This window comes from Streptomyces mangrovisoli (assembly GCF_000974985.2).
GTDB classification, from domain to species: domain Bacteria; phylum Actinomycetota; class Actinomycetes; order Streptomycetales; family Streptomycetaceae; genus Streptomyces; species Streptomyces mangrovisoli.
Genome location: NZ_LAVA02000067.1, coordinates 1 through 20,415 on the forward strand (window position 1 = coordinate 1; position 20,415 = coordinate 20,415).

Here is a 20,415-nt window from a genome sequence, read left to right on the forward strand (position 1 = left end):
CTTGGCGGGCCGTCATGCAAGATCGAGGCTAACAACCGTGCCGCCCCGCCGGGAAACGGCTTCCTTGGGAGGACAAACCCTTGTGCGCAAGAGAGTTGCACCAGTGAGCGGAGCGCGTCGGCGACGATGAGTGACGTACTACGGCCCGGACGACTGAAGATCTACCTCGGGGCGGCTCCGGGGGTCGGCAAGACCTACCGGATGCTCGACGAGGGACGGCGCCGCGCCGCGCGCGGGGCGGACGTGGTGGTGGGGTTCGCGGAGTGCCACGGGCGCTCGCACACGGAGGCGATGCTCGAAGGACTCGAGACCGTCCCCCGCATGTCCTGCACCTACCGTGGCGGACGGTTCGAGGAGATGGACCTGGCCGCGGTCATGGCGCGCCGCCCGCAGGTCGTGATCGTCGACGAGTTCGCCCACACCAATGTGCCGGGTGACGGGCGCAACCCCAAGCGCTGGCAGGACATCGCGGCCCTGCTCGACGCCGGCATGGACGTCGTGACCGCGCTGAACATCCAGCACCTGGAATCCCTGAACGACGTGGTCGAGAAGATCACGGGCGTCCCGCAGCACGAGAGGGTCCCGGACGAGGTCGTGCGCCGCGCCTCGCAGATAGAACTGGTCGACATGGAGCCCGAGGGGCTGCGCCGCCGCATGGCGCACGGCAACATCTACGCCCCCGAGAAGGTCGACGCCGCGCTCGCCAACTACTTCCGGCCCGGCAACCTCACCGCGCTGCGGCAGTTGGCGCTGCTGTGGGTGGCCGACCGGGTCGACGAGGGGCTCCAGGAGTACCGCTCGCAGCACGGCATCGACAAGGTGTGGGAGACCCGGGAACGGGTGATCGTCGCGCTCATCGGCGGGCCCGAGGGAGACACCCTGATCCGGCGGGCCGCCCGGATCGCCGACCGGTCCGCGGGCGGCGACCTGCTCGCCGTGCACGTGGCCCGCAGCGACGGCCTGGCCGGGGGTGTCTCCCATGCCTCGCTGGCCCGCCAGCGCAGACTGGTGGAGGACCTCGGCGGCAGTTACCACTCGGTGGTGGGCGACGACGTCGCCACGGCACTGGTGGAGTTCGCCCGCGCCGAGAACACGACACAACTGGTACTCGGCACGAGCCGCCGCGGCCGACTGGCACGCCTTTTGACCGGTCCCGGCACCGGGGAGACCGTGACCGAGCTGTCCGGCGACATCGACGTGCACCGGGTCACCCATGAGCGGGCCGGACGCGGCACCCTGCTGCCGTCCCGCCGCCGCACGCTGTCGACGGGCCGGCTGATCGTCGGCCCCGTGGCCGGGCTGGTGCTCCCCGTGCTCCTCACCCTCGTCCTCGCGCAGTTGCGGGACACGCTCAACCTGACCAGCGACGCGCTGCTGTTCCTGCTCGCCGTGGTCGGAGTGGCCTGCATAGGCGGCGTGACCTCGGCGGTGATCGCGTCGGTGACGGCGTCCCTGCTGCTCAACTACTGGTTCATCCCGCCCATCGGGCAGTTCACCCTGAGCGACCCGAACGCCCTGCTGGCCCTGTCGGTCTTCGCGGTCGTGGCCGCCACCGTGGCCGCGATCGTGGACCGATCGCTGCGTCTGTCGCGCCGCTCCGCCCGCGCGACGGCCGAGGCGGAGACCATGTCGTCCCTGGCCGGCAGCATCGTGCGAGGCGAGGCCACGATTCCGGCGTTGCTGGACAGGACGCGCGAGACCTTCAGCATGGAGTCGGCGGAACTGGTCGACGAGACTCCCGACTCGGCCGGTGCGACGGCCGTGCCCGCGGGCCCGGGCGCGTTCCTCGTGCTGCGCGGCCGCACGCTGTCGTCGTCCGAGCGCAGGGTGCTGGCCGCGTTCGCCGCGCACGTCGGCTCGGCGGTGGAGCGGGCCCGGCTCGCCGAGGCCGCGGCCGAGGTCGAACCGGTGCGGGCGGCCGACCGGCTGCGTACGGCGCTGCTGCGGGCCGTCGGCCACGACCTGCGCACCCCGCTCGCCGCGGGCTGGGCGGCCGTCACCTCGCTGCGCAGCCGGGACGTCGAGTTCACCCCGGACGACCGCGACGAACTCCTCGCCACCGCCGACGAGTCCATGGCGCTGACGGTAACGGCCGCCGCAGGCCGGTCGGTCCGTCCTGACGGGACTCTGACGGCTGCCCAGCGCTTTCTTGCCGTGCGGCCACGGACCGTCTCACCGCAGGGGAGTTCTTGACCGTCGCCCAGTTCACAGGCCCGTCAAGATCGCGTCAAAGTCGGTCCGCCGGGCGCGAAGATGCCGCCAGGAACCGTGGGAGGCGAGCGGGGAGGGACACAACCTTGATGCTGCCCGCGCATCAGCCTGTATGCGTGGCCGAGGCAAGAAGGAGCCCGCATCCATGTCCGTTCTCACCACTCGGCCGAGCGACGTTCCCGCCGGCGAGGAGCCTCCCGATACCGGTGAGCGCCACCGGCTGACCGCCGTGACGGGCCTGGCCGCGCTGTCGCTGGACGCGATGGCGTCGGTGGCCTACGGGCCTGAGGCGATCGTCCTTGTGCTGGCGGCCGCGGGTGCTCACGGCCTCGGCTTCACGATGCCGGTCACGCTGGCCATCGCCGGTCTGCTGGCGGTGCTGGTGGCGTCGTACCGGCAGGTCATCGCCGCCTTTCCGGACGGGGGCGGCTCCTACGCCGTCGCCAGGACCCATCTGGGCGCGCGTATCAGCCTCGTGGCGGCGGCCTCGCTGGTACTGGACTACGTCCTCAACGTCGCCGTGGCCGTCACCGCGGGCGTGGCGGCGCTGACCTCCGCCTTCCCGGGCCTCTACGACGACCGGCTGTGGTTGTGCCTGGCGGTGCTCGCCCTGATAACGGGCGTCAACCTGCGCGGGATCGTGGAGTCGGCCAGGGCGTTCATCGTGCCGACGGTCGTCTTCGTCGGCTCGATCTTCGTGCTCATCGCCGTCGGACTCTTCCGCAGCCATCCGGTCAGCACCGTGACCGCGGCCGGACATGCCTCGGTGCTGGCGGACAACGCCACGAGCGTCGGGGCCCTGCTCCTGCTGAAGGCCTTCGCCTCGGGCTGCGCCGCGCTGACGGGCGTCGAGGCCATCGCCAACGCCGTGCCGTCCTTCCGCACGCCGCGCGTCAAGCGCGCCCAGCGGGCGGAGGTCGCCCTCGGCGCCGTGCTGGGCCTCATGCTCGTCGGGCTGTCGGTGCTGATCGGCCGCTTCCACCTCCAGCCGGTCGAGGGCGTCACCGTCCTGGCCCAGCTGGCGGACGCCTCCTTCGGTCACAACGGGGCCTTCTACGTCATCCAGTTCGCGACGATGATCCTGCTGGCCCTCTCGGCGAACACCTCCTTCGGCGGCCTGCCGGTGCTGCTGAAGCTCCTCGCCCGGGACAACTACGCGCCGCATGTCTTCGCCCTGAAGGCGGACCGCCAGGTGCACCGGCACGGCGTCCTGGCCCTGGCCGTCGTCTCGGCCGCCCTGCTGGTCTTCTCCGGCGGCGACACCAACACCCTGGTGCCGCTGTTCGCCGTGGGCGTCTTCGTCGGCTTCACCGTCGCGCAGGTGGGCATGGTGAAGCACTGGCGGCTGGAGCGGGGCCGGGGCTGGCGTGGAAAGGCGCTGCTCAACGGATTCGGCGCCCTGCTCACCGGCGTCGCGGCCGTCGTGGTCACGCTGGAGAAGTTCGCGGCGGGCGCCTGGCTGGTCGTGATCGCCCTGCCGCTGATCGTGGCCGCCTTCGAGACGGTGCACCGCGCCTACGGCCGCATCGGCGAGCGGCTCGGCCTGGGCCGCATACCCGAGGTCCCGCACCGCGAGCGCTCGCTGGTGCTCGTCCCCGTCTCGACGCTGTCCCGGCTCACCTCGGAGGCCCTGACGGCCGCCTCCTCGCTCGGCGACGAGGTCCGCGCGGTGACGGTGTGCTGTCCGGATCCCGAGGACCGGGCCGCGCTGTACACCCTGGAGCGTTCCTGGGCCGCGTGGGACCCGGGAGTCCCGCTGGTGCGGCTGTCCTGCCGACGGCGCAGTCTGGGCCGTCCCATCGCCGCCTACGTCCGCGAGGTGACCGCGGCCGAGCCGGACACCCGCGTCACCGTGCTCATCCCGGAGACCGAGCCGGAGCGGCTGTGGCAGCGGCTGCTGCAGAACCAGCGCGGCGCGGTCGTCGCGCACGCGGTACGGCGGGAGACCGACGCGGTGATCTGCCGGCTCCGCTTCCGGCTGCCGTAGGGCGGGTCACCGTTTCGGCCTCCGTAGGACGCGTCAGCGTTTCCGGCCGCCCTGCGGCGGGCCACCGTTTTCCGGCCGCCGCCGAGCGGGTCACCGGGCGTGACGACGGCTCGCCCACCGGCCCGCTCACCAGCCCGTCCAGCGGCCCGCCCACCGGTTCGGACCTGGCGTCGTAAGAGTCGCGTCAAGGCCGTGGGCGGCGCCGTATGGGAGCCGTCAACGGACACCCCGATCCGGCCACAGAGGCGCTTTCCTCTACTCGTCCCGTTCAACCGAACCTCACTCCAGGAGTTCGCGATGGCCGATCTGGCCTTCGTCCTCGCCGCCCTCGCGGGATTCGCGCTGGTGGCTCTCGTCGCCAAGGGGGTGACCAAGCTGTGACCGCCGAGAACATCGTCGGCCTCGTCGTGGCCGTCGCCCTGCTGGGCTACCTCGTCCTCGCACTGATCTTCCCGGAGAGGTTCTGAGACTGACATGGGTCCCGTCCTCGCCGGCTTCCTCCAGCTGCTCGCCCTCATAGGAGCACTGGCGCTCGCCTACGTCCCCCTCGGCAACTACATGGCCAGGGTCTACTCCTCCGACAAGCACCTGCGCGTCGAGAAGTGGATCTACAAGGGCATCGGTGCCAACCCTGACACCGAGATGACCTGGCCCGCCTACCTGCGCGGTGTCCTCGCCTTCTCGGCCGTCGGCGTCCTGTTCCTCTACCTGCTCCAGCGGCTCCAGGGCATCCTGCCGGGCTCGCTCGGCTTCGACTCCGTCAACCCGGCGCAGTCGTTCAACACGGCCGTCTCGTTCGTGACGAACACGAACTGGCAGTCGTACTACGGCGAGCAGACCATGGGTCACCTCGTGCAGACCGCCGGTCTCGCCGTGCAGAACTTCCTCTCGGCCGCCGTCGGCATCGCCGTCGCGGTGGCCCTGGTGCGAGGATTCGCCCGCTCCCGCACCGGTGAGCTGGGCAACTTCTGGGCCGACCTGGTGCGCGGCACCGTCCGGATCCTGGTTCCCGGCGCGACGATCGCCGCCGTCGTGCTGGTCGCCTGCGGCGCGATCCAGAACTTCTCCGGCATCCACGAGGTCGGCCAGTTCATGGGCGGCTCGCAGCAGTGGAACGGTGGCGCGGTCGCCTCCCAGGAGGCCATCAAGGAGCTGGGCACCAACGGCGGTGGCTACTTCAACGCCAACTCCGCCCACCCCTTCGAGAACCCCACCCCGTTCTCCAACATCTTCGAGATCTTCCTGATCCTGGTGATCCCGTTCTCGCTGACACGCACCTTCGGCGTCATGGTCGGCTCGGTCAAGCAGGGCTACGCGATCCTCGCCACCATGGCGGCCATCTGGGTCGGTTTCGTCGCCCTGATGATGTGGACCGAGTTCGCCCACCACGGCACCGCGCTCCAGACGGCGGGCGGCGCGTACGAGGGCAAGGAGGTCCGCTTCGGCGTCGGCGGCTCGTCGATCTTCGCGGTGTCGACCACGCTCACCTCGACCGGCGCGGTGGACTCCTTCCACTCCTCCTTCACCGGCCTCGGCGGTGGCATCACCATCCTCGGGATGCAGTTGGGCGAGATCGCGCCCGGTGGTACGGGCTCCGGCCTGTACGGCATGTTGATCATGGCGGTCATCGCGGTCTTCATCGCCGGCCTGATGGTCGGCCGCACCCCCGAGTACCTGGGCAAGAAGATCGGCTCCCGCGAGATCAAGTTCGCGGCCTGCTACATCCTGATCACCCCGGCGCTGGTGCTGACCTTCACGGCCGCCTCGATGGCCCTGTCGACCCCGCAGCACTCGATGCTCAACTCCGGCGCGCACGGGTTCTCCGAGGTGCTCTACGCCTTCAGCTCGGCCGCGAACAACAACGGTTCGGCGTTCGCCGGCCTGAACGCGAACACCGACTGGTTCAACACGATGACCGGGCTCGCGATGCTGCTGGGCCGGTTCCTGCCGATGGTGTTCGTGCTGGCGCTGGCCGGCTCGCTCGCCGAGCAGAAGCCCGTCCCGGAGACCGCGGGCACGCTGCGCACCGAGAAGCCGCTGTTCACCGGCCTGCTGGTGGGCGCGATCCTGATCGTCACCGGTCTGACCTACTTCCCGGCACTGGCGCTGGGGCCGCTGGCCGAGGGGCTGGCGTCATGACCACCCGAACAGAGAAGTCAGAGGACTCGATGTCCACAGCCACCCCGACCCGTGCGCCGCACAGCGACGTACCCACCGGGCACAAGCCCGCCGAGAACCGTGTCGGCGCCGGCCTGTTCGACCCGAAGCAGCTCGTGAAGTCGCTGCCGGACGCGCTGCGCAAGCTCGATCCCCGGGTGATGGTCAAGTCCCCGGTGATGTTCGTGGTGTGGATCGGTTCCGTGCTGACCACGGTGTTCTCCTTCAAGGACCCGGGCGACTGGTTCGGCTGGGCGATCAGCGCCTGGCTGTGGCTGACCGTCGTCTTCGCCAACCTGGCCGAGGCGGTGGCCGAGGGCCGCGGCAAGGCGCAGGCCGACACCCTGCGCAAGGCCAAGACCGACACGGTCGCGCGCCGGCTGTCCGCCGAGGGCACGGGTGAGGAGCGGATCCCGGGCACCGACCTGAGGATCGGTGACCTGGTCGTGTGCGAGGCGGGCGACATCATCCCGGGCGACGGCGACGTCGTCGAGGGGGTCGCCTCGGTGGACGAGTCCGCGATCACCGGTGAGTCGGCGCCCGTCATCCGCGAGTCCGGCGGCGACCGCAGCGCCGTCACCGGCGGCACGAAGGTGCTGTCCGACCGCGTCGTCATCAAGATCACGACGAAGCCCGGCGAGACGTTCATCGACCGCATGATCAGCCTGGTCGAGGGCGCGGCCCGGCAGAAGACGCCCAACGAGATCGCGCTGAACATCCTGCTGGCCTCGCTGACGATCGTCTTCCTGCTGGCCTGCGCCACCCTGCCGCCGTTCGCCGACTACGCGGGCACCCACCTGACCATGGTGGTGCTGGTGGCCCTGCTGGTCTGCCTGATCCCCACGACGATCGGCGCGCTGCTCTCGGCGATCGGCATCGCGGGCATGGACCGCCTGGTCCAGCGCAATGTGCTGGCGATGTCCGGCCGCGCCGTCGAGGCGGCCGGTGACGTGTCGACGCTGCTGCTCGACAAGACGGGCACCATCACTCTCGGCAACCGTCAGGCCGCCGAGTTCCTGCCGGTGCGGGGCACCACCGACGCGGAGGTGGCCGACGCCGCCCAGCTCTCCTCCCTCGCGGACGAGACCCCGGAGGGCCGCTCGATCGTCGTGCTCGCCAAGGAGGCGTACGGGCTGCGCGAGCGGCACCAGGGCGAGCTGGCGCACGCGCAGTGGATCGCCTTCACCGCCCAGACCCGCATGTCGGGTGTGGACGTGGACGGCCGCAAGATCCGCAAGGGCGCGGCCGGTTCGGTCATCGCCTGGGTCCGTGAGCGCGGCGGCACGGTGGCCGAGGACGCGGGCGCGCTGACCGACCGGATCTCCGAGGCGGGCGGCACCCCGCTGCTCGTCGCGGTGGAGGACACGGACGGCGCCCGAGTGCTGGGCGTCATCCACCTCAAGGACGTCGTCAAGGACGGGATGCGCGAGCGGTTCGAGGAACTGCGCCGCATGGGCATCCGCACGGTCATGATCACGGGTGACAACCCGCTGACCGCGAAGGCGATCGCCGAGGAGGCGGGCGTCGACGACTTCCTCGCGGAGGCCACCCCCGAGGACAAGATGGCCCTCATCAAGCGGGAACAGGCGGGCGGCAAGCTCGTCGCGATGACCGGCGACGGCACCAACGACGCACCCGCGCTGGCCCAGGCGGACGTCGGCGTGGCGATGAACACCGGCACGTCGGCCGCGAAGGAGGCCGGCAACATGGTCGACCTCGACTCCAACCCGACCAAGCTCATCGAGATCGTCGAGATCGGCAAGCAACTCCTGATCACCCGGGGCGCGTTGACCACGTTCTCCATCGCCAACGACGTGGCGAAGTACTTCGCGATCATCCCGGCGCTGTTCGCGGCCGTCTACCCGGGCCTGGACAAGCTGAACATCATGCACCTGTCCTCGCCCCACTCCGCGATCCTCTCGGCCGTGATCTTCAACGCGCTGGTCATCATCGCCCTGGTGCCGCTGTCCCTGCGGGGCGTGCAGTACCGGCCGGTCAGCGCCGACAAGCTGCTGCGGCGCAACCTCACGATCTACGGCGTCGGCGGGCTGATCGCGCCCTTCGTCGGCATCAAGATCATCGACCTGCTCATCTCCCTCATCCCCGGGATCGGCTGAACGCCATGAACAACTCCCTCACGAACACGGCCCGGTTGCTCGGCGCGGGCCTCAGGGCCCTGCTCGTGCTGACCCTCGTGACCGGTGTGATCTACCCGCTCGTGGTCACCGGCCTCGCCCAAGGGCTCTTCCACGACAAGGCGAACGGCTCCGAGACCACGGCGGACGGCAAGGTGGTCGGCTCGTCCCTCATCGGGCAGTCCTACGACCTGCCGCTGAAGAAGGGCCAGGACACCCCGGACGCGGACCTGAAGTGGTTCCAGGGCCGGCCCGCCAACGGCCTCGGCTCCAACAGCATCAACACCCAGTACAAGCTGATCCTTTCCGGCGCCACCAACCTGTCCGCGGACAGCAAGGTGCTGCTCCAGCAGGTGAAGGACGCCCAAGCCGCGGTCGTCAAGGACAACTCCGTGCCCGGTTACACCGTCAAGCCCTCGGACGTACCCGCGGACGCGGTCACCTCCTCCGGCTCCGGCCTGGACCCGGACATCTCCCCGGCCTACGCCGACCTCCAGGTCCACCGGATCGCCCAGAAGAACGGCCTGACCGTCGCCCAGGTCCAGAAACTGGTCGACGAGCACACCGACGGCCGTACCCTCGGCTTCATCGGCGAGCCCCGGGTGAACGTCCTGGAACTCAACATCGCGCTCAAGGACCTCACCGCGAAGCAGTGACGGCCTTACGCGACCCACGCGGGAGTCGGCGGCCCGGGAACCTCCCGGAGCCGCCGACTCCCACCGTCATGACGCAGCCTCCCGGCTTCCCGCGGGGACGGCCCAACGGACGACAGGAGAGGCACACCCCCATGACCCGGGTGCTCGTCGTCGAGGACGACCCGCAGCTCGTACGGGCCCTCGTCATCAACCTGCAGGCACGTGGGTACGGAGTGGACGCGGCGCCCGACGGCGCCACCGCCCTCCGGCTCGCCGCCGCGCGTCAGCCCGACGCGGTCCTGCTCGACCTCGGACTGCCCGACATGGACGGCGTCGACGTCATCAAGGGCCTGCGCGGCTGGACCCGCGTGCCGGTCCTGGTCCTGTCCGCCCGGCAGGCGTCCGACGAGAAGGTGGCGGCGCTCGACGCCGGCGCCGACGACTACATCACCAAACCGTTCAGCATGGACGAACTCCTCGCCCGGCTGCGGGCGGCCGTGCGCCGGACCGAGGACACCCCTCTGGTGCCCGAGACGGCGCTCGTCCGGACCGGGGAGTTCAGCATCGACCTGCGCGCCAAGAAGGTCGTCCGGGGCGGGCGGGACGTACGGCTGACCCCGACCGAGTGGCACCTGCTGGAGATCCTGGTGACCAACCCGGGCCGGCTGATCACGCAGAAACACCTCCTCCAGGAGGTCTGGGGCGTCTCGCAGAGCAACAAGACCAACTATCTGCGCGTCTACATGGCCCAACTGCGCCGCAAGCTGGAGACCGACCCGTCCCACCCCCGCTACCTGATCACGGAGCCCGGCATGGGCTACCGCTTCGAGGGCTGAGATGGCACGTGGCAAGCTCCGGATCTACCTCGGCGCGGCGCCGGGCGTCGGCAAGACGTACGCGATGCTCTCCGAGGCGCACCGCCGTATCGAGCGCGGCACGGACTGCGTGGTCGGCTTCGTCGAGCACCATCACCGGCCGCGCACCGAGGTGATGCTGCACGGCCTGCAGCAGATCCCCCGCAGGGAACTCGCCTACCGGGACGGCGTCTTCACCGAGGTGACTACTCCCCCGCATTCATGCGGGGGAGTAGTCACGACCTTCATGATCGTGGCTTCGCCGTGCGCGGTCGTGCTGGCGACGATGCCGCCGTTGCTGTCGGCCGTCGCCAACGCCGGACGGCACGGCGTACTGGTCAAGTCGGCGGTCGTCATGGAACGGCTGGGGCAGGTCGACGCCGTTGCGCTCGACAAGACGGGCACCCTGACGGAAGGCGCCCCGCGCGTCACGGATGTCCTGCCGCTGGCCGGATCGGGCCTGGACGAGGAGGAGTTGCTGGTTCTGGCGGCCGCCGCGGAGCACCACAGCGAGCACCCGTTGGCGCGAGCCATCGTCGACGTCGCGCGCGAGCGCAGGCTCCTGCTGCCGGTGGCCGAGGAATTCGGCTCCACGCCCGGCGTCGGGGTGACGGCCACCGTGCAGGGACGAGTCGTCTCTGTCGGGGCGCCGGCCCGGCTGCTGCACGGCGCGTCGGACCCCGGCTCCGCCCGAGCGGCCCTGCTCGCCGGCGAGTTGGAGCAGGGCGGGCGGACCGCCGTCCTGGTCACGGCCGACGGCAGGCCGGCGGGCCTGCTCGGCATCGCCGATCGGCTGCGCCCCGATGCCGCCGCCACCGTCACCGCGCTGACGCGCCTCACGGGAACCGCACCCGTCCTGCTGACCGGCGACAACGAGCGTGCCGCCGCCCGTCTCGCCGCCGAGGTGGGCATCGAGGACGTGCGCGCCGGACTGCTGCCTCAACACAAGGTGTCCGTGGTCAGGGAGCTGGCGGTGGCCGGGCGCCAGGTGCTCGTGGTCGGTGACGGCGTCAACGACGCGCCGGCGCTCGCGGCCGCTCATACCGGTGTCGCCATGGGCCGCGTGGGCTCAGACCTCGCCCTGGAGACGGCGGACGCGGTGATCGTGCGCGACGAACTCGCCACGGTCCCCGCGGTCGTCGCGCTGTCCCGTCGGGCGCGCACTCTGGTGGTGCAGAACCTGGTGGTCGCCGGTGTCTTCATCGCGGGCCTGGTCGGCACGCTGCCGCTCCCGCTCGGCGTCGCCGGGCATGAGGGCTCCACCGTCCTCGTCGGTCTCAACGGCCTGCGGCTGCTGCGCGAACGGGCCTGGCAGAGGGCGGCCGCATGAGCCGCCGCAGGACGGCGGCCGTCGCACCGGCGCCCCGGTGCACGGTGACCGTGTGCCGGGGGTGCTGCTGCGGAACGGCCGAGGTTCCCGGTGTCGACCACGCCGCCCAACTCGCCTTGCTGCGGGCCGAGCTGAGTCAGATCGCCCGGATCCGCGTCGTCACCTGCCTCGACGCCTGCGAGCAGGCCGATGTCGTCGTCGTGCAGCCTTCGGCGGCGGGCCGGGCGAGGGGCGGACGGCCGGTCTGGCTCGGGAGGGTCAACGATCCGGACGCCACCGCTGACATCGTTGCGTGGGTGCGGGCGGGGGGACCGGGGATCGTCGATCCGCCGGAGATCCTCGACCTGTACGCGTTCGGACCGTCGCGGCGGGTTCGGCAGGGCCTGGCGGACTGAGTCCTCTCAGTGGCTCGCGTGCGGGGCGTCGGCGTCGGCCGGGTGATGGTGGCGGTGGCGCCGATCCCCTCCCGTGGTTCCACGCGCACGCGGCTCGTGGCGAGTACGGCCTTGCGAGCGGCGTGTTCGACGCCGCCGGGCACGCCCGGACCCGACCGCACGATGCGCGGCGGAGGTCCTGCGTACGCGGCGAGGTGCATGCCTCGGATGGTGAAGGCGCTTCAACGCACCCTGGCCGCCACGGCGCTTCATCGCGCCCCGGCCGTGACGGCCCTGGCGAAGTCGAGCGCCTCCTGGAAGAGCGGCTCGGGGTCCTCGACGTTCATCCACATGTGGTCGGCGCCCTCTACCGGCCTGAACCGGACGGCGACCCCGGCCCTATCCAGTGCGGCCGCGAGGTCGGAGCTCTGCCGGTAGGGGACGTGGTGGTCGGCTGTTCCGTGAACGATCAGGAACGGTGGTGCGTCGCCGCGGACGTGGGTCACGGGGCTGGCCCGGCGGGCCAGGTCGGGCACGTTCCGGGGCGGTGCGCCGAGCAGTCGGGCCTCACGGGAGTCGTCCGCGGCGGGATCGCCTACCGGGTCCGGTCCTGCCTGGTCGGCGAGGGCGAGCAGATCGGTGGGGCCGAACCAGTCGACGACCCCGACGATGCCGTCCGCCGGAGTCGACAGGGCGAGCAGGCAGGCCAGATGGGCGCCGGCGGAGGACCCCCACAGCACGGTGCGGTCGGCGTCGAAGCCGTAGGTGCCGCTGTGCTGGGTCAGCCAGGTGCGTGCTGCGGCGAGATCCTCGAGCTGGGCCGGGAACCGGGCCTCGCCGCTGAGCCGGTAGCTGACCGAGGCGACCGCGTAGCCCTGGGCCGCGGCCCGCTCGAAGGGGCCGGGCCGCCAGTCGTCGTACGCGGGCACCAGGACACCGCGGTGTCCTCTCATCCACCCGCCGCCGTGCACGAAGAGGATCAGGGGCGGGTCGGGATGTTCCCGGGGAGGCAGGTAGAGGTCCAGCCGGAGGGCACGGAAGCCGAGCGGCTGACCGAACACCAGTCCTTTGTGTCGGCGCACTCGCAGGGGAGTGGGGGAAACGCCTTCGGTATCCATGCCCATGCCCAGCGCCCGTCTCGATGAGATGGCCCCCGTCGGCGGCGGAGCGGGGCCAGACTTTCGGTGAACGAAAACGACTTTTGCAGTGCGCTCAAACCTAGCCCCGAGTGCGGGTGCTGTCCATGATGTCAGGCTCCTTGACAGTCATGAAGAGGGATTCAATACTCCCCGTCAGGGAGCCTGACATCAAAAATGGCTTTCAGCTGCTGAAACTGGACGATGGAGTCTGGAGCATTCGCATGAGCCGCGTGATCTTCACCAAGGGTCTCGTCTTCGACGGGACCGGGAGCGAGCCCTTCCCCGGCGAGGTCGTCGTCGAAGACCGGCGCATCAGCCGGGTCTCCGCCGGATGGACCGACCACGACGACGAGCCCGCCGGTACCCGCGTCGTCGACTGCACCGGGTCCACCGTCATGCCCGGCCTGATCGAGGCACACTCCCACCTGACCTTTCCCTCGGCCGTCGGCCACCTCGATCCGGGCTTCAACCCGCCGCTGGACGTCTCCTTCTTCCGCCGCGGGATCACCCCCGACCAGCACCTGGAGATCGCCGAGCGCAACGCCCGCATCCTCCTCGACGCGGGTTTCACCACCGCCTACTCGGCAGGCTCCCTCACCCCCGGCACGGTCGAGATCCGCCTGCGCGACCGCATCCGCGCCGGCTCCGTCCCCGGACCGCGCCTGCGCGCGGCCAGCCACGAGCGGGACAGCGCCCCCATCGGCAACGACGGCAAGCCCGTTCCCCAGGGACCCGACGCGGTCCGCGAGTTCATCCGGCAACAGGCCGAACTCGGCTACGACAACGTGAAGTTCCTGCTCAGCAACGACGACGTCTTCGTGCCCGGCGGCTCCCAGCAGACCCAGTACACCGCCGAGGAGACCCGGGCCGCTGGCGAGCAGGCACGGGAGTCCGGCGTCTGGCTCAACTGCCACGCCCAGTCCGCCGAAGCCGTCAAACTGGCCGTGCGCAACGGGTTCCGCGCCATCTACCACTGCACCTACGCCGACGAGGAAGCCCTCGACCTGCTCGAGGAACACCGCGAGGACCTCTTCGTCGCCCCGGCCGTCGGCATCATGTACGCCAACGTCCACGAGGGCGAGGAGTTCGGCATCGACCTGGCCATGGCCGAGAAGATGGGCTCGGTCACCGCGCTGGAGACCATGACCGAGCTCTACCCCGAGATGCGCCGCCGGGGCATCCGGGTCCTGCCGGGCGGCGACTACGGCTTCCCCAACAACCCCATCGGCCGCAACGCACGCGACCTCGAACTCTTCGTCAGCCTCTTCGGCTACCCGCCCGGCGCCGTGCTCAGCGCGGCCACCATGCTCGGCGGCCAACTCATGGGGATGGGCGACGAACTCGGCCTGCTCGCCCCGGGCTACCTGGCCGACCTGCTCGTGGTGCGCGGCAACCCCGTCCAGGACATCACGCTGCTCCAGGACCCCGACAACCTCCTCGCCATCGTGCAGGAAGGCGCCTTCCACAAGAGCGACCCGCGCCGGTAGTCCCGGGCGAGAGGCGCGTCCACCCGGCGAGGGCCACACCTCCACCGGTCGGCACCGCTCCCCGAGAGGGATTGGTGCCGACCGGTCTCGACGCCGGTCATGGAAGTACTCCCGATCATGGAAGTACTTTTGGACTGCCGCTGCCGCTGCCGCTGCCGCTGCCGCTGCCGCTGCCGCTGCCGCTGCCGCTGCGGACAGCGGCGGGCGTCAGCCGCCCGGCATCATCGACGTTCGAGACGAACCACCCGCACCGCCCGCGTGACCTTGCGAGGAGCCATGAACCAGCACACCGCCAACCTGCCCCAACTCTTCTCCGAGGGACGACGCTGGTTCGAAGAAGCCCTCTTCGCGAGCATGGAAGCCGCGGGAGAACAAGCGGTGACCACCGCCCAGGCCCAGGTGTTCGCGATGCTCGACCCGGAGGGCACGACCGTGGCGGAACTGGCCCGTCGGATGGGCGTCGCGCGGCAGTCCGCCCACCAGGCGGTGCACAGCCTGATCGGAATGGGCCTGCTGCGCCAGACACCGGCCCCCGGCTCCGCGCGCGACATCCTCATTCGCACGACGCAGGAGGGGCAGCGCGTGCACGAGCGTGCCCAGGCCACCATCAAGGTCATCGAGGACGTGCTGGCCTCGCGCATCGGGGTGGGAGAGCTGGAACCACTGCGCAAGCTGCTGGCAGCGGACTGGGGAGAGCCCCCCTGCGTGACCGCCCCCTGACCACCTGCGGGCGCACCGCACGCGCATCGCGATCCACCGCCGTCGGACGCGACGACCGCTTGTCCGGCCGCAGTACGCCGGGTGATCCTCGGAGTCGTCCTGATCGCGCCCGTTCTGCCCCTTATGCAGGACCACTTCGACCCCTCGGCGCTTGAGGCGCGGTGGCCGTGACGTCAGCGGAGGGCTGTGGCACCGCTGTCGCCGGCTCCGCCCAGCGGTGCGACGCCCGCCAGGAACACGTCGACGGAGAACTCCAGCTGCCGCCGGTCGCAGGTGTCGACGGAGTGGGTGACGAGCCGCTCGGCGAACGGGAACTTCCCGAGCGGGTGCTCCTGAAGCGCCGTGCAGCGAAGTGACCCCGCGGACCTCGCGGCTGCCGGCCCGGCTCGTTCCCCGGTACCTCGACCAGCGGGTGATCACCCTGGTGGAGGGTGGCGTGGCAAGTTCCTGAACAACGGGCAGACGCGCGTGGCCCCCGACTACGTCCTGGCGCCACCGGCCGTCGTGCCCCGGCTCGTCGAGGCCCTCCGCCGCGAGATCGCCGCCCTCTACGGCGAGGACCCCCTGACGTCGCCGGACTACGGGCGCATCGTCGACGAACGTCACGTCGACCGCATCGCCGCCCTGCTGGACGACCCCTCGAAGGTGGCCGTCAAGGCCCCGTGGTCCGGGGCGGTGGGGTTCGAAGAGGAGCCGAGGAAACCATGTGTGTCGAAATGGACCCGCCCGGCCTTGGCAGGATCGTCCCTATTGGCGCTGAGTTCGCTTTTGACGTTACGTCGCGATGACATTTGAAGGAAACTGGCAGTGACATATTGACGTCCGCGCGGGGACAGGGATCATGGGTGCACGCGCTCGGCAGATCCGGCCGGAGCGCGGCACGCGAAACCGTTCGACCCGAGGAACTCTCATGTCTGCTGCCGAGCACTCCGACACGCCCGCGTCGCGGGGCCGGGTCGGCAGGCCCCCGTCGGTCGAAGCACGGCAGCGGACGCTGAAGCTCGCCGGGGAACTGCTCGACCAGCACGGCTACCAGCGGATGACCATGGACGACCTGGCCACCGGGGCCGGCGTGTCGAAGAAGACCGTCTACCGATGGTGGCCGCACAAGGCGGCCCTGGTCGCCGACGTCATCGCCGACCGGTCCTTCGTCCGCTCCGTTCCGGACTCCGGTGACACCCGGGAGGAACTCCTGGAACTGTTCGACGCCATCCAGGCGTACACCCGCAGCCGGGACGTGCACCTGATGACGATGCTGGTGGACATGGCCGTAGCCGACGACGGAACCCTCCAGCGAGCCCTGTCCAACACCATCTCCCTGCGGCGCAACGCCGCTCGCCTCGTTCTGCAGCGCGGGATCGCCCGGGGGGATCTCCCCGTCGACCTCGACTGCGACACGCTGCTCGACCTCTGGAACGGTCTGGCCGCCTACCGCCAGTCGGTCCGTCCGGCGCCGTTGCCGGATACCACGGTCGCGCAGCTGGTCGACCTGGCTCTGGCGGGCCACACCCCGCGCATCGGCGAGGCCGGCTGACGCCTTGACCGACGTCCGGTCGGGGCCGCCGCAGCGGCCACGGCCGGCGACACCGCCGTACCGACACCGGTCGACACCCTCGCACCGGCGCCGGCCGACCTGCGTATCCACCACCGGTCGATCCGTCCGTACCCACCACTGGCCGATCCCTACGCACCCGCACCGTTCGACGCCGCCCCACCGGCCTCGCTGATGCCGTCCCGCCGACGCCCCTGACGTCGGCGCCGCAGCCGCGTCGCGCGTCGATGTGTCCTGCCCGCGAACCTCCCGCACCACCGCCGAGCACAGCCGTGCCCGCGCGGCACCCCGTCATACCCTGATGGAGCCTTCATGCCCGCGTCCCCGTCATCACCCCCGAGAGACCGCCGGCAGCCCGCGGCCGCAGGTACGGCGACCATGGCCGTCGTCGGATTTCTCGTCTTCGTCGAGCTGTGCAGCGGCATCCTCCAGGGCTCGGTGCCCACCGTGGTGCCGGTCATCGGCGCCGACCTGCACGTCAGCTCCGGTGACCTGAACTGGGTCACCAGCCTCACCCTGTTGGTCTCGGGCATCTCGGTGCCGCTGGTGTCCAAGCTGGGCGACATCTACGGCCACCGCCGCATGATGCGCCTCACCATGGCCGTGGTGGCGCTCGGCTCCGTCGTGGTGGCCACGGCCGGCTCCTTCTGGCTGCTCCTGGTCGGCCGCGCGCTCCAGGGACTGTTCGCGACGTGGCTCCCGCTGGAGTTCGCCATCGTCCGCGACCGCCTGCGCGGCAAGACCGCGGGGACCGCGATCGGTCTGCTCGTCGGCGCACTCACCGTCGGCGCCACCGTCGGCTCCGTCGGCATCGGACTGCTCGCCCAGAGCGTCCACACCGCCCACGCGCTGCTCTGGTTCCCCGCCGTCGCCGTACTGCTGTGCCTGCCCGTGGTGTTCTTCCTCGTCCCGGAGTCGACCACCCGAAGCCGTTCCCGCGTGGACTGGACCGGCGCCGCGCTCCTGTCGACCGGTCTCGGCGCCGGAATGGTGGCGCTGGCACAGGCGAGTTCGTGGGGCTGGGGCTCGTCCGGCGTGATCGCGCTGTCGTGCGCGGCGGTGGTCCTGCTGGTCCTCTTCGTCGTGCTCGAACTGCGCAGCGACGACCCGCTGGTCGACATCCGGCTGATCACCCGCCGTTCGATGGCACCGCTGTACGTCCTCAGCTTCGTCCTGGGCTTCGCCATCTTCGGCAGCGGCACCGCCAACGCCACCTTCATGGCCACCCCGCGCACGCTCGGCTTCGGGTTCGGATACGGCACGCTCGGCATCAGCCTGATGTCCCTGCCGATGGCCCTCGCCGCGTTGCTCGCCGGAACCATGGCGTCCCGCGTCGTGAGCGGCCTCGGTGCCCGCGCCACCACGGTCGGCGGCTTCACGCTGATCCTGGCCGGCTACCTCACCCAGGCCCTCGCCCACGCAGCCGTCTGGCAGTTCGCGATCGCCGGCGTGCTGCTCGGCCTGGGCGCGGGTGTCGTCATCGGCTCCATCCCGGCCCTCATCATGCAGGGCCTTCCGGCCGACCAGACCGGCATCGGCACCGGCATCTACAACACCCTCAAGACGCTGGCCGGTTCGGTGGCCGGGGCGGCCTTCGCGGTCGTCATGAACCAGAACCAGCTCAAGATTCCCGGGGTCCACCTCTCCGACGAACACGGCTACGTACTGGTCTGGTCGATCTGCGCCGCCGTCGCCGTGATCGGAGTCGCCGCCGCCGCGCTGGTGCGCACCCCCGCCGCGGCCGACCCCTCCACCGCACCCGGCGCCCTCCCGCGTGCCGAGGGCGAACCCCAGCCCGCCTGAACCCCGCCCGACCGTACGAACGAAGAACGGACACGACACCCATGACCAGTGTGGACGACATCAAGGCCCGGGTCTGCGAGGCCATCGACCGGGCGGCCGACCGGATCACCGCCCTCAGCGACGACATCCTGCGCCACCCGGAGACCGGCTACAAGGAGACCCGGACCTCCGGCGTGGTCGTCGAGCAGATGAAGCAGCTCGGCCTGGACCCGCAGACCGGCCTGGCCCGCACGGGCGTCAAGGGCCGCCTGCGCGGGCGCTCACAGGGCCCGACCGTGGCGGTCGTGGGCGAGCTGGACAGTCTGATCATCCCCGACCACCCCTTCGCCGACCCGGTCACCGGCGCGGCCCACGCCTGCGGACACAACGCGCAGATAGCCTCCATGATCGGCGCGGGCATCGGCCTGGCCGAGGTCTCCGGCGAACTGGACGGCGACGTGGTGCTGTTCGCCGTGCCGGCGGAGGAGTGCATCGAGGTGGACTGGCGGCTCGGCCTGCGCGACCAGGGCGAGCTCCACCACACCGCGGGCAAGGCGGAGTTGATCCGCGCCGGCCACTTCGACGACGTCGACCTCGCCATGCTCACCCATGCCGGACCGGCCATGCTGCCCATGGGGGTCGGTGCGAACGCCAACGGCTCGCTCGTCAAGAGGATCCGGTTCCACGGCCGTTCCGCGCATGCCGGTGCGGCGCCCTGGGCGGGGGTCTCGGCCTACAAGGCGGCCACCGTCGCCATCGCCGCGATCGACGCGCACCGGGAGATGTTCCGCGACGAGGACGGCGTCCGCGTCCACCATCTGATCACCCATGCCGGGGACGCGGTCACCGCCATTCCGGCCCGCACCGACATGGAGATGCTGATCCGGGCCCGCACCATCGAGGGCATGAAGCGTGCCTCCGAGCAGGTCGACCGTGCCCTGCGCGGCGGCGCGCTGGCCATGGGCGCGGACGTGGAGATCACCACCGCTGTCTCGTTCCTGCCCTTCAGCGACGACGCGGCGCTGGTCGAGGTCCTGGAGCCCAACGGGCGTGCCCTGGTGGGCGACGGCTTCGTCGACCTGAAGGATCTGGCGGCCGGAGGCTCGACGGACATGGGCGACCTGGGCTCCGTCATGCCGGTCGTCCAGCCGATCGCCTCGTGCGGAACGGACGCGGTGGCCCACGGCAACGCGTTCTACACCAAGGACCACGTGGCCGCGGCCGTCCTGCCGGCCAAGGTCATGGCCATGACGGTGGTGGACCTGCTCGTGGACGGCGCGGCACGCGCCCGCAAGGTCCTGGACGCCGGCGGGCCGAAGATGACCCGTCAGGAGTTCGTCGACCTGCACGACTCGCTCTCCACCGACGAGCGGTTCTCGGGCGGCGGGCTGAGCGCGGAGGCCTGACCCTGGGCCCGGGGCCGGCCCACGCCGGGGCCGGCCTCGGGACGGTCCGCGCAAGGGAGGGCGAGTGCGCGCGCCTTGTCCGGCGGCGCGGACGAACGCCTCGTCGATCGGGTGCCGGTTGCCGCACAGGACACGCCGTCGGTCCGCCGCCGCGGTGGTCGTCCGCGCCCTCGATCCAGCTCTCCAGGTCCCGGAATGTGGCAGTGAGCCCATTCCAACTTCGGGCAACCGCTGATCCGCGCTGTGTCATAGGCATCTGATAGACCCTGGCTATGACGTTCTTGGCAGTGGTCGAGGGTGATGCGGGCGGGTGGCACGTCGATCGGGATGCGCTGACCGAAGCGATCCGTGCTCGGTGGGCCGAGGTCGAGATCGATTCGTCGCACCGTAGTGAAGTGCGCAGTCTTATCTGGAGGTTCGACACGGAGTACGGCCCGCGTGAGGCTTATCTGCACGAGGACGGGACCTGCCTGTACATGGACGTTTGGGAGGAGGACGTGATCTGGTTGGCGATCGCCTTCCGTAGGCTGGTACCCATGCACCTTTGCCTGGTGTTCTGCGATGAGGGCTACACCATCGACGTGCGTCTGCCAACCGGGACCAGCGAGGCCGAATTGATGGCTCTGGTGAATGCTGCGGGCTGAGC

Annotated in this window: 16 protein-coding genes and 2 pseudogenes; 17 read left to right on the forward strand and 1 reads right to left on the reverse strand. The window is 70.7% G+C overall.

Translation table 11 applies throughout. From position 1 onward, the window contains the following. Positions 1-126 precede the first annotated feature (126 nt). From WN71_RS25920 to WN71_RS25960, 9 genes and pseudogenes are all read left to right on the forward strand, one after another. Positions 127-2,079, forward strand: a pseudogene (locus tag WN71_RS25920) (sensor histidine kinase); the annotation flags it as partial. Between the two features lie 277 nt (positions 2,080-2,356). Then, the gene (locus WN71_RS25925; protein ID WP_046592328.1) at positions 2,357-4,198 is read left to right on the forward strand and encodes an APC family permease; all 1,842 of its coding nucleotides are present in this window, start codon (positions 2,357-2,359) and stop codon (positions 4,196-4,198) included. 377 nt (positions 4,199-4,575) lie between these two features. After that, the gene (gene kdpF / locus WN71_RS25930; protein ID WP_016434100.1) at positions 4,576-4,665 is read left to right on the forward strand and encodes a K(+)-transporting ATPase subunit F; all 90 of its coding nucleotides are present in this window, start codon (positions 4,576-4,578) and stop codon (positions 4,663-4,665) included. 7 nt (positions 4,666-4,672) lie between these two features. Next, positions 4,673-6,337 carry a potassium-transporting ATPase subunit KdpA gene (kdpA, locus tag WN71_RS25935; RefSeq protein ID WP_046592329.1) on the forward strand — a complete coding sequence of 555 codons (1,665 nt, stop codon included), beginning with the start codon at positions 4,673-4,675 and terminating at the stop codon, positions 6,335-6,337. Then, the gene (kdpB, locus tag WN71_RS25940; RefSeq protein ID WP_206300145.1) at positions 6,334-8,472 is read left to right on the forward strand and encodes a potassium-transporting ATPase subunit KdpB; all 2,139 of its coding nucleotides are present in this window, start codon (positions 6,334-6,336) and stop codon (positions 8,470-8,472) included. The genes kdpA and kdpB overlap by 4 nt, the downstream gene beginning before the upstream one ends. A gap of 5 nt (positions 8,473-8,477) precedes the next feature. Then, positions 8,478-9,146: a potassium-transporting ATPase subunit C gene (locus WN71_RS25945; protein ID WP_046592331.1), complete on the forward strand. Its 669-nt coding sequence runs from the start codon at positions 8,478-8,480 to the stop codon at positions 9,144-9,146. Positions 9,147-9,277: 131 nt separating this feature from the next. Then, positions 9,278-9,961, forward strand: coding sequence for a response regulator (locus tag WN71_RS25950; protein ID WP_046592332.1), 684 nt, complete (start codon positions 9,278-9,280; stop codon positions 9,959-9,961). Positions 9,962-9,971: 10 nt separating this feature from the next. Further along, positions 9,972-11,309, forward strand: a pseudogene (locus WN71_RS25955) (HAD-IC family P-type ATPase); the annotation flags it as partial. Next, positions 11,306-11,704, forward strand: coding sequence for a hypothetical protein (locus tag WN71_RS25960; protein WP_046592333.1), 399 nt, complete (start codon positions 11,306-11,308; stop codon positions 11,702-11,704). The pseudogene WN71_RS25955 and the gene WN71_RS25960, both read left to right, overlap by 4 nt. Positions 11,705-11,952: 248 nt before the next feature. On the opposite strand, the gene WN71_RS25965 is transcribed toward WN71_RS25960, so the two are convergent. Then, positions 11,953-12,744 (reverse strand): alpha/beta hydrolase, encoded by a 792-nt coding sequence (locus tag WN71_RS25965; protein WP_240529763.1) that lies wholly within the window; start codon positions 12,742-12,744, stop codon positions 11,953-11,955. Positions 12,745-13,043: 299 nt separating this feature from the next. On the opposite strand from WN71_RS25965, the gene WN71_RS25970 reads away from it, so the two are divergent. The 8 genes from WN71_RS25970 (at position 13,044) to WN71_RS26005 (ending at position 20,413) form a co-directional block, all read left to right on the forward strand. Next, positions 13,044-14,309, forward strand: coding sequence for an amidohydrolase family protein (locus WN71_RS25970; RefSeq protein WP_046592335.1), 1,266 nt, complete (start codon positions 13,044-13,046; stop codon positions 14,307-14,309). Between the two features lie 276 nt (positions 14,310-14,585). After that, positions 14,586-15,029 carry a MarR family winged helix-turn-helix transcriptional regulator gene (locus WN71_RS25975; protein ID WP_046592336.1) on the forward strand — a complete coding sequence of 148 codons (444 nt, stop codon included), beginning with the start codon at positions 14,586-14,588 and terminating at the stop codon, positions 15,027-15,029. 167 nt (positions 15,030-15,196) lie between these two features. Beyond that, positions 15,197-15,385, forward strand: a complete 189-nt coding sequence (locus WN71_RS25980) for a hypothetical protein (RefSeq protein ID WP_143074879.1) — start codon at positions 15,197-15,199, stop codon at positions 15,383-15,385. Positions 15,386-15,497: 112 nt separating this feature from the next. Continuing rightward, positions 15,498-15,824 carry a hypothetical protein gene (locus WN71_RS25985; protein ID WP_046592338.1) on the forward strand — a complete coding sequence of 109 codons (327 nt, stop codon included), beginning with the start codon at positions 15,498-15,500 and terminating at the stop codon, positions 15,822-15,824. Between the two features lie 115 nt (positions 15,825-15,939). After that, positions 15,940-16,563, forward strand: a complete 624-nt coding sequence (locus WN71_RS25990) for a TetR/AcrR family transcriptional regulator (RefSeq protein ID WP_046592339.1) — start codon at positions 15,940-15,942, stop codon at positions 16,561-16,563. 396 nt (positions 16,564-16,959) lie between these two features. Next, on the forward strand, positions 16,960-18,384 hold the full coding sequence (locus WN71_RS25995) for an MFS transporter (RefSeq protein ID WP_052743233.1): 1,425 nt from the start codon (positions 16,960-16,962) through the stop codon (positions 18,382-18,384). 41 nt (positions 18,385-18,425) lie between these two features. Then, positions 18,426-19,769 carry an amidohydrolase gene (locus WN71_RS26000; protein ID WP_046592341.1) on the forward strand — a complete coding sequence of 448 codons (1,344 nt, stop codon included), beginning with the start codon at positions 18,426-18,428 and terminating at the stop codon, positions 19,767-19,769. Positions 19,770-20,041: 272 nt separating this feature from the next. Further along, a complete protein-coding gene (locus tag WN71_RS26005) occupies positions 20,042-20,413 on the forward strand; it encodes a hypothetical protein (RefSeq protein WP_046592342.1) in 372 nt (123 codons plus the stop codon). The last annotated feature ends 2 nt before the right edge of the window (positions 20,414-20,415 follow it).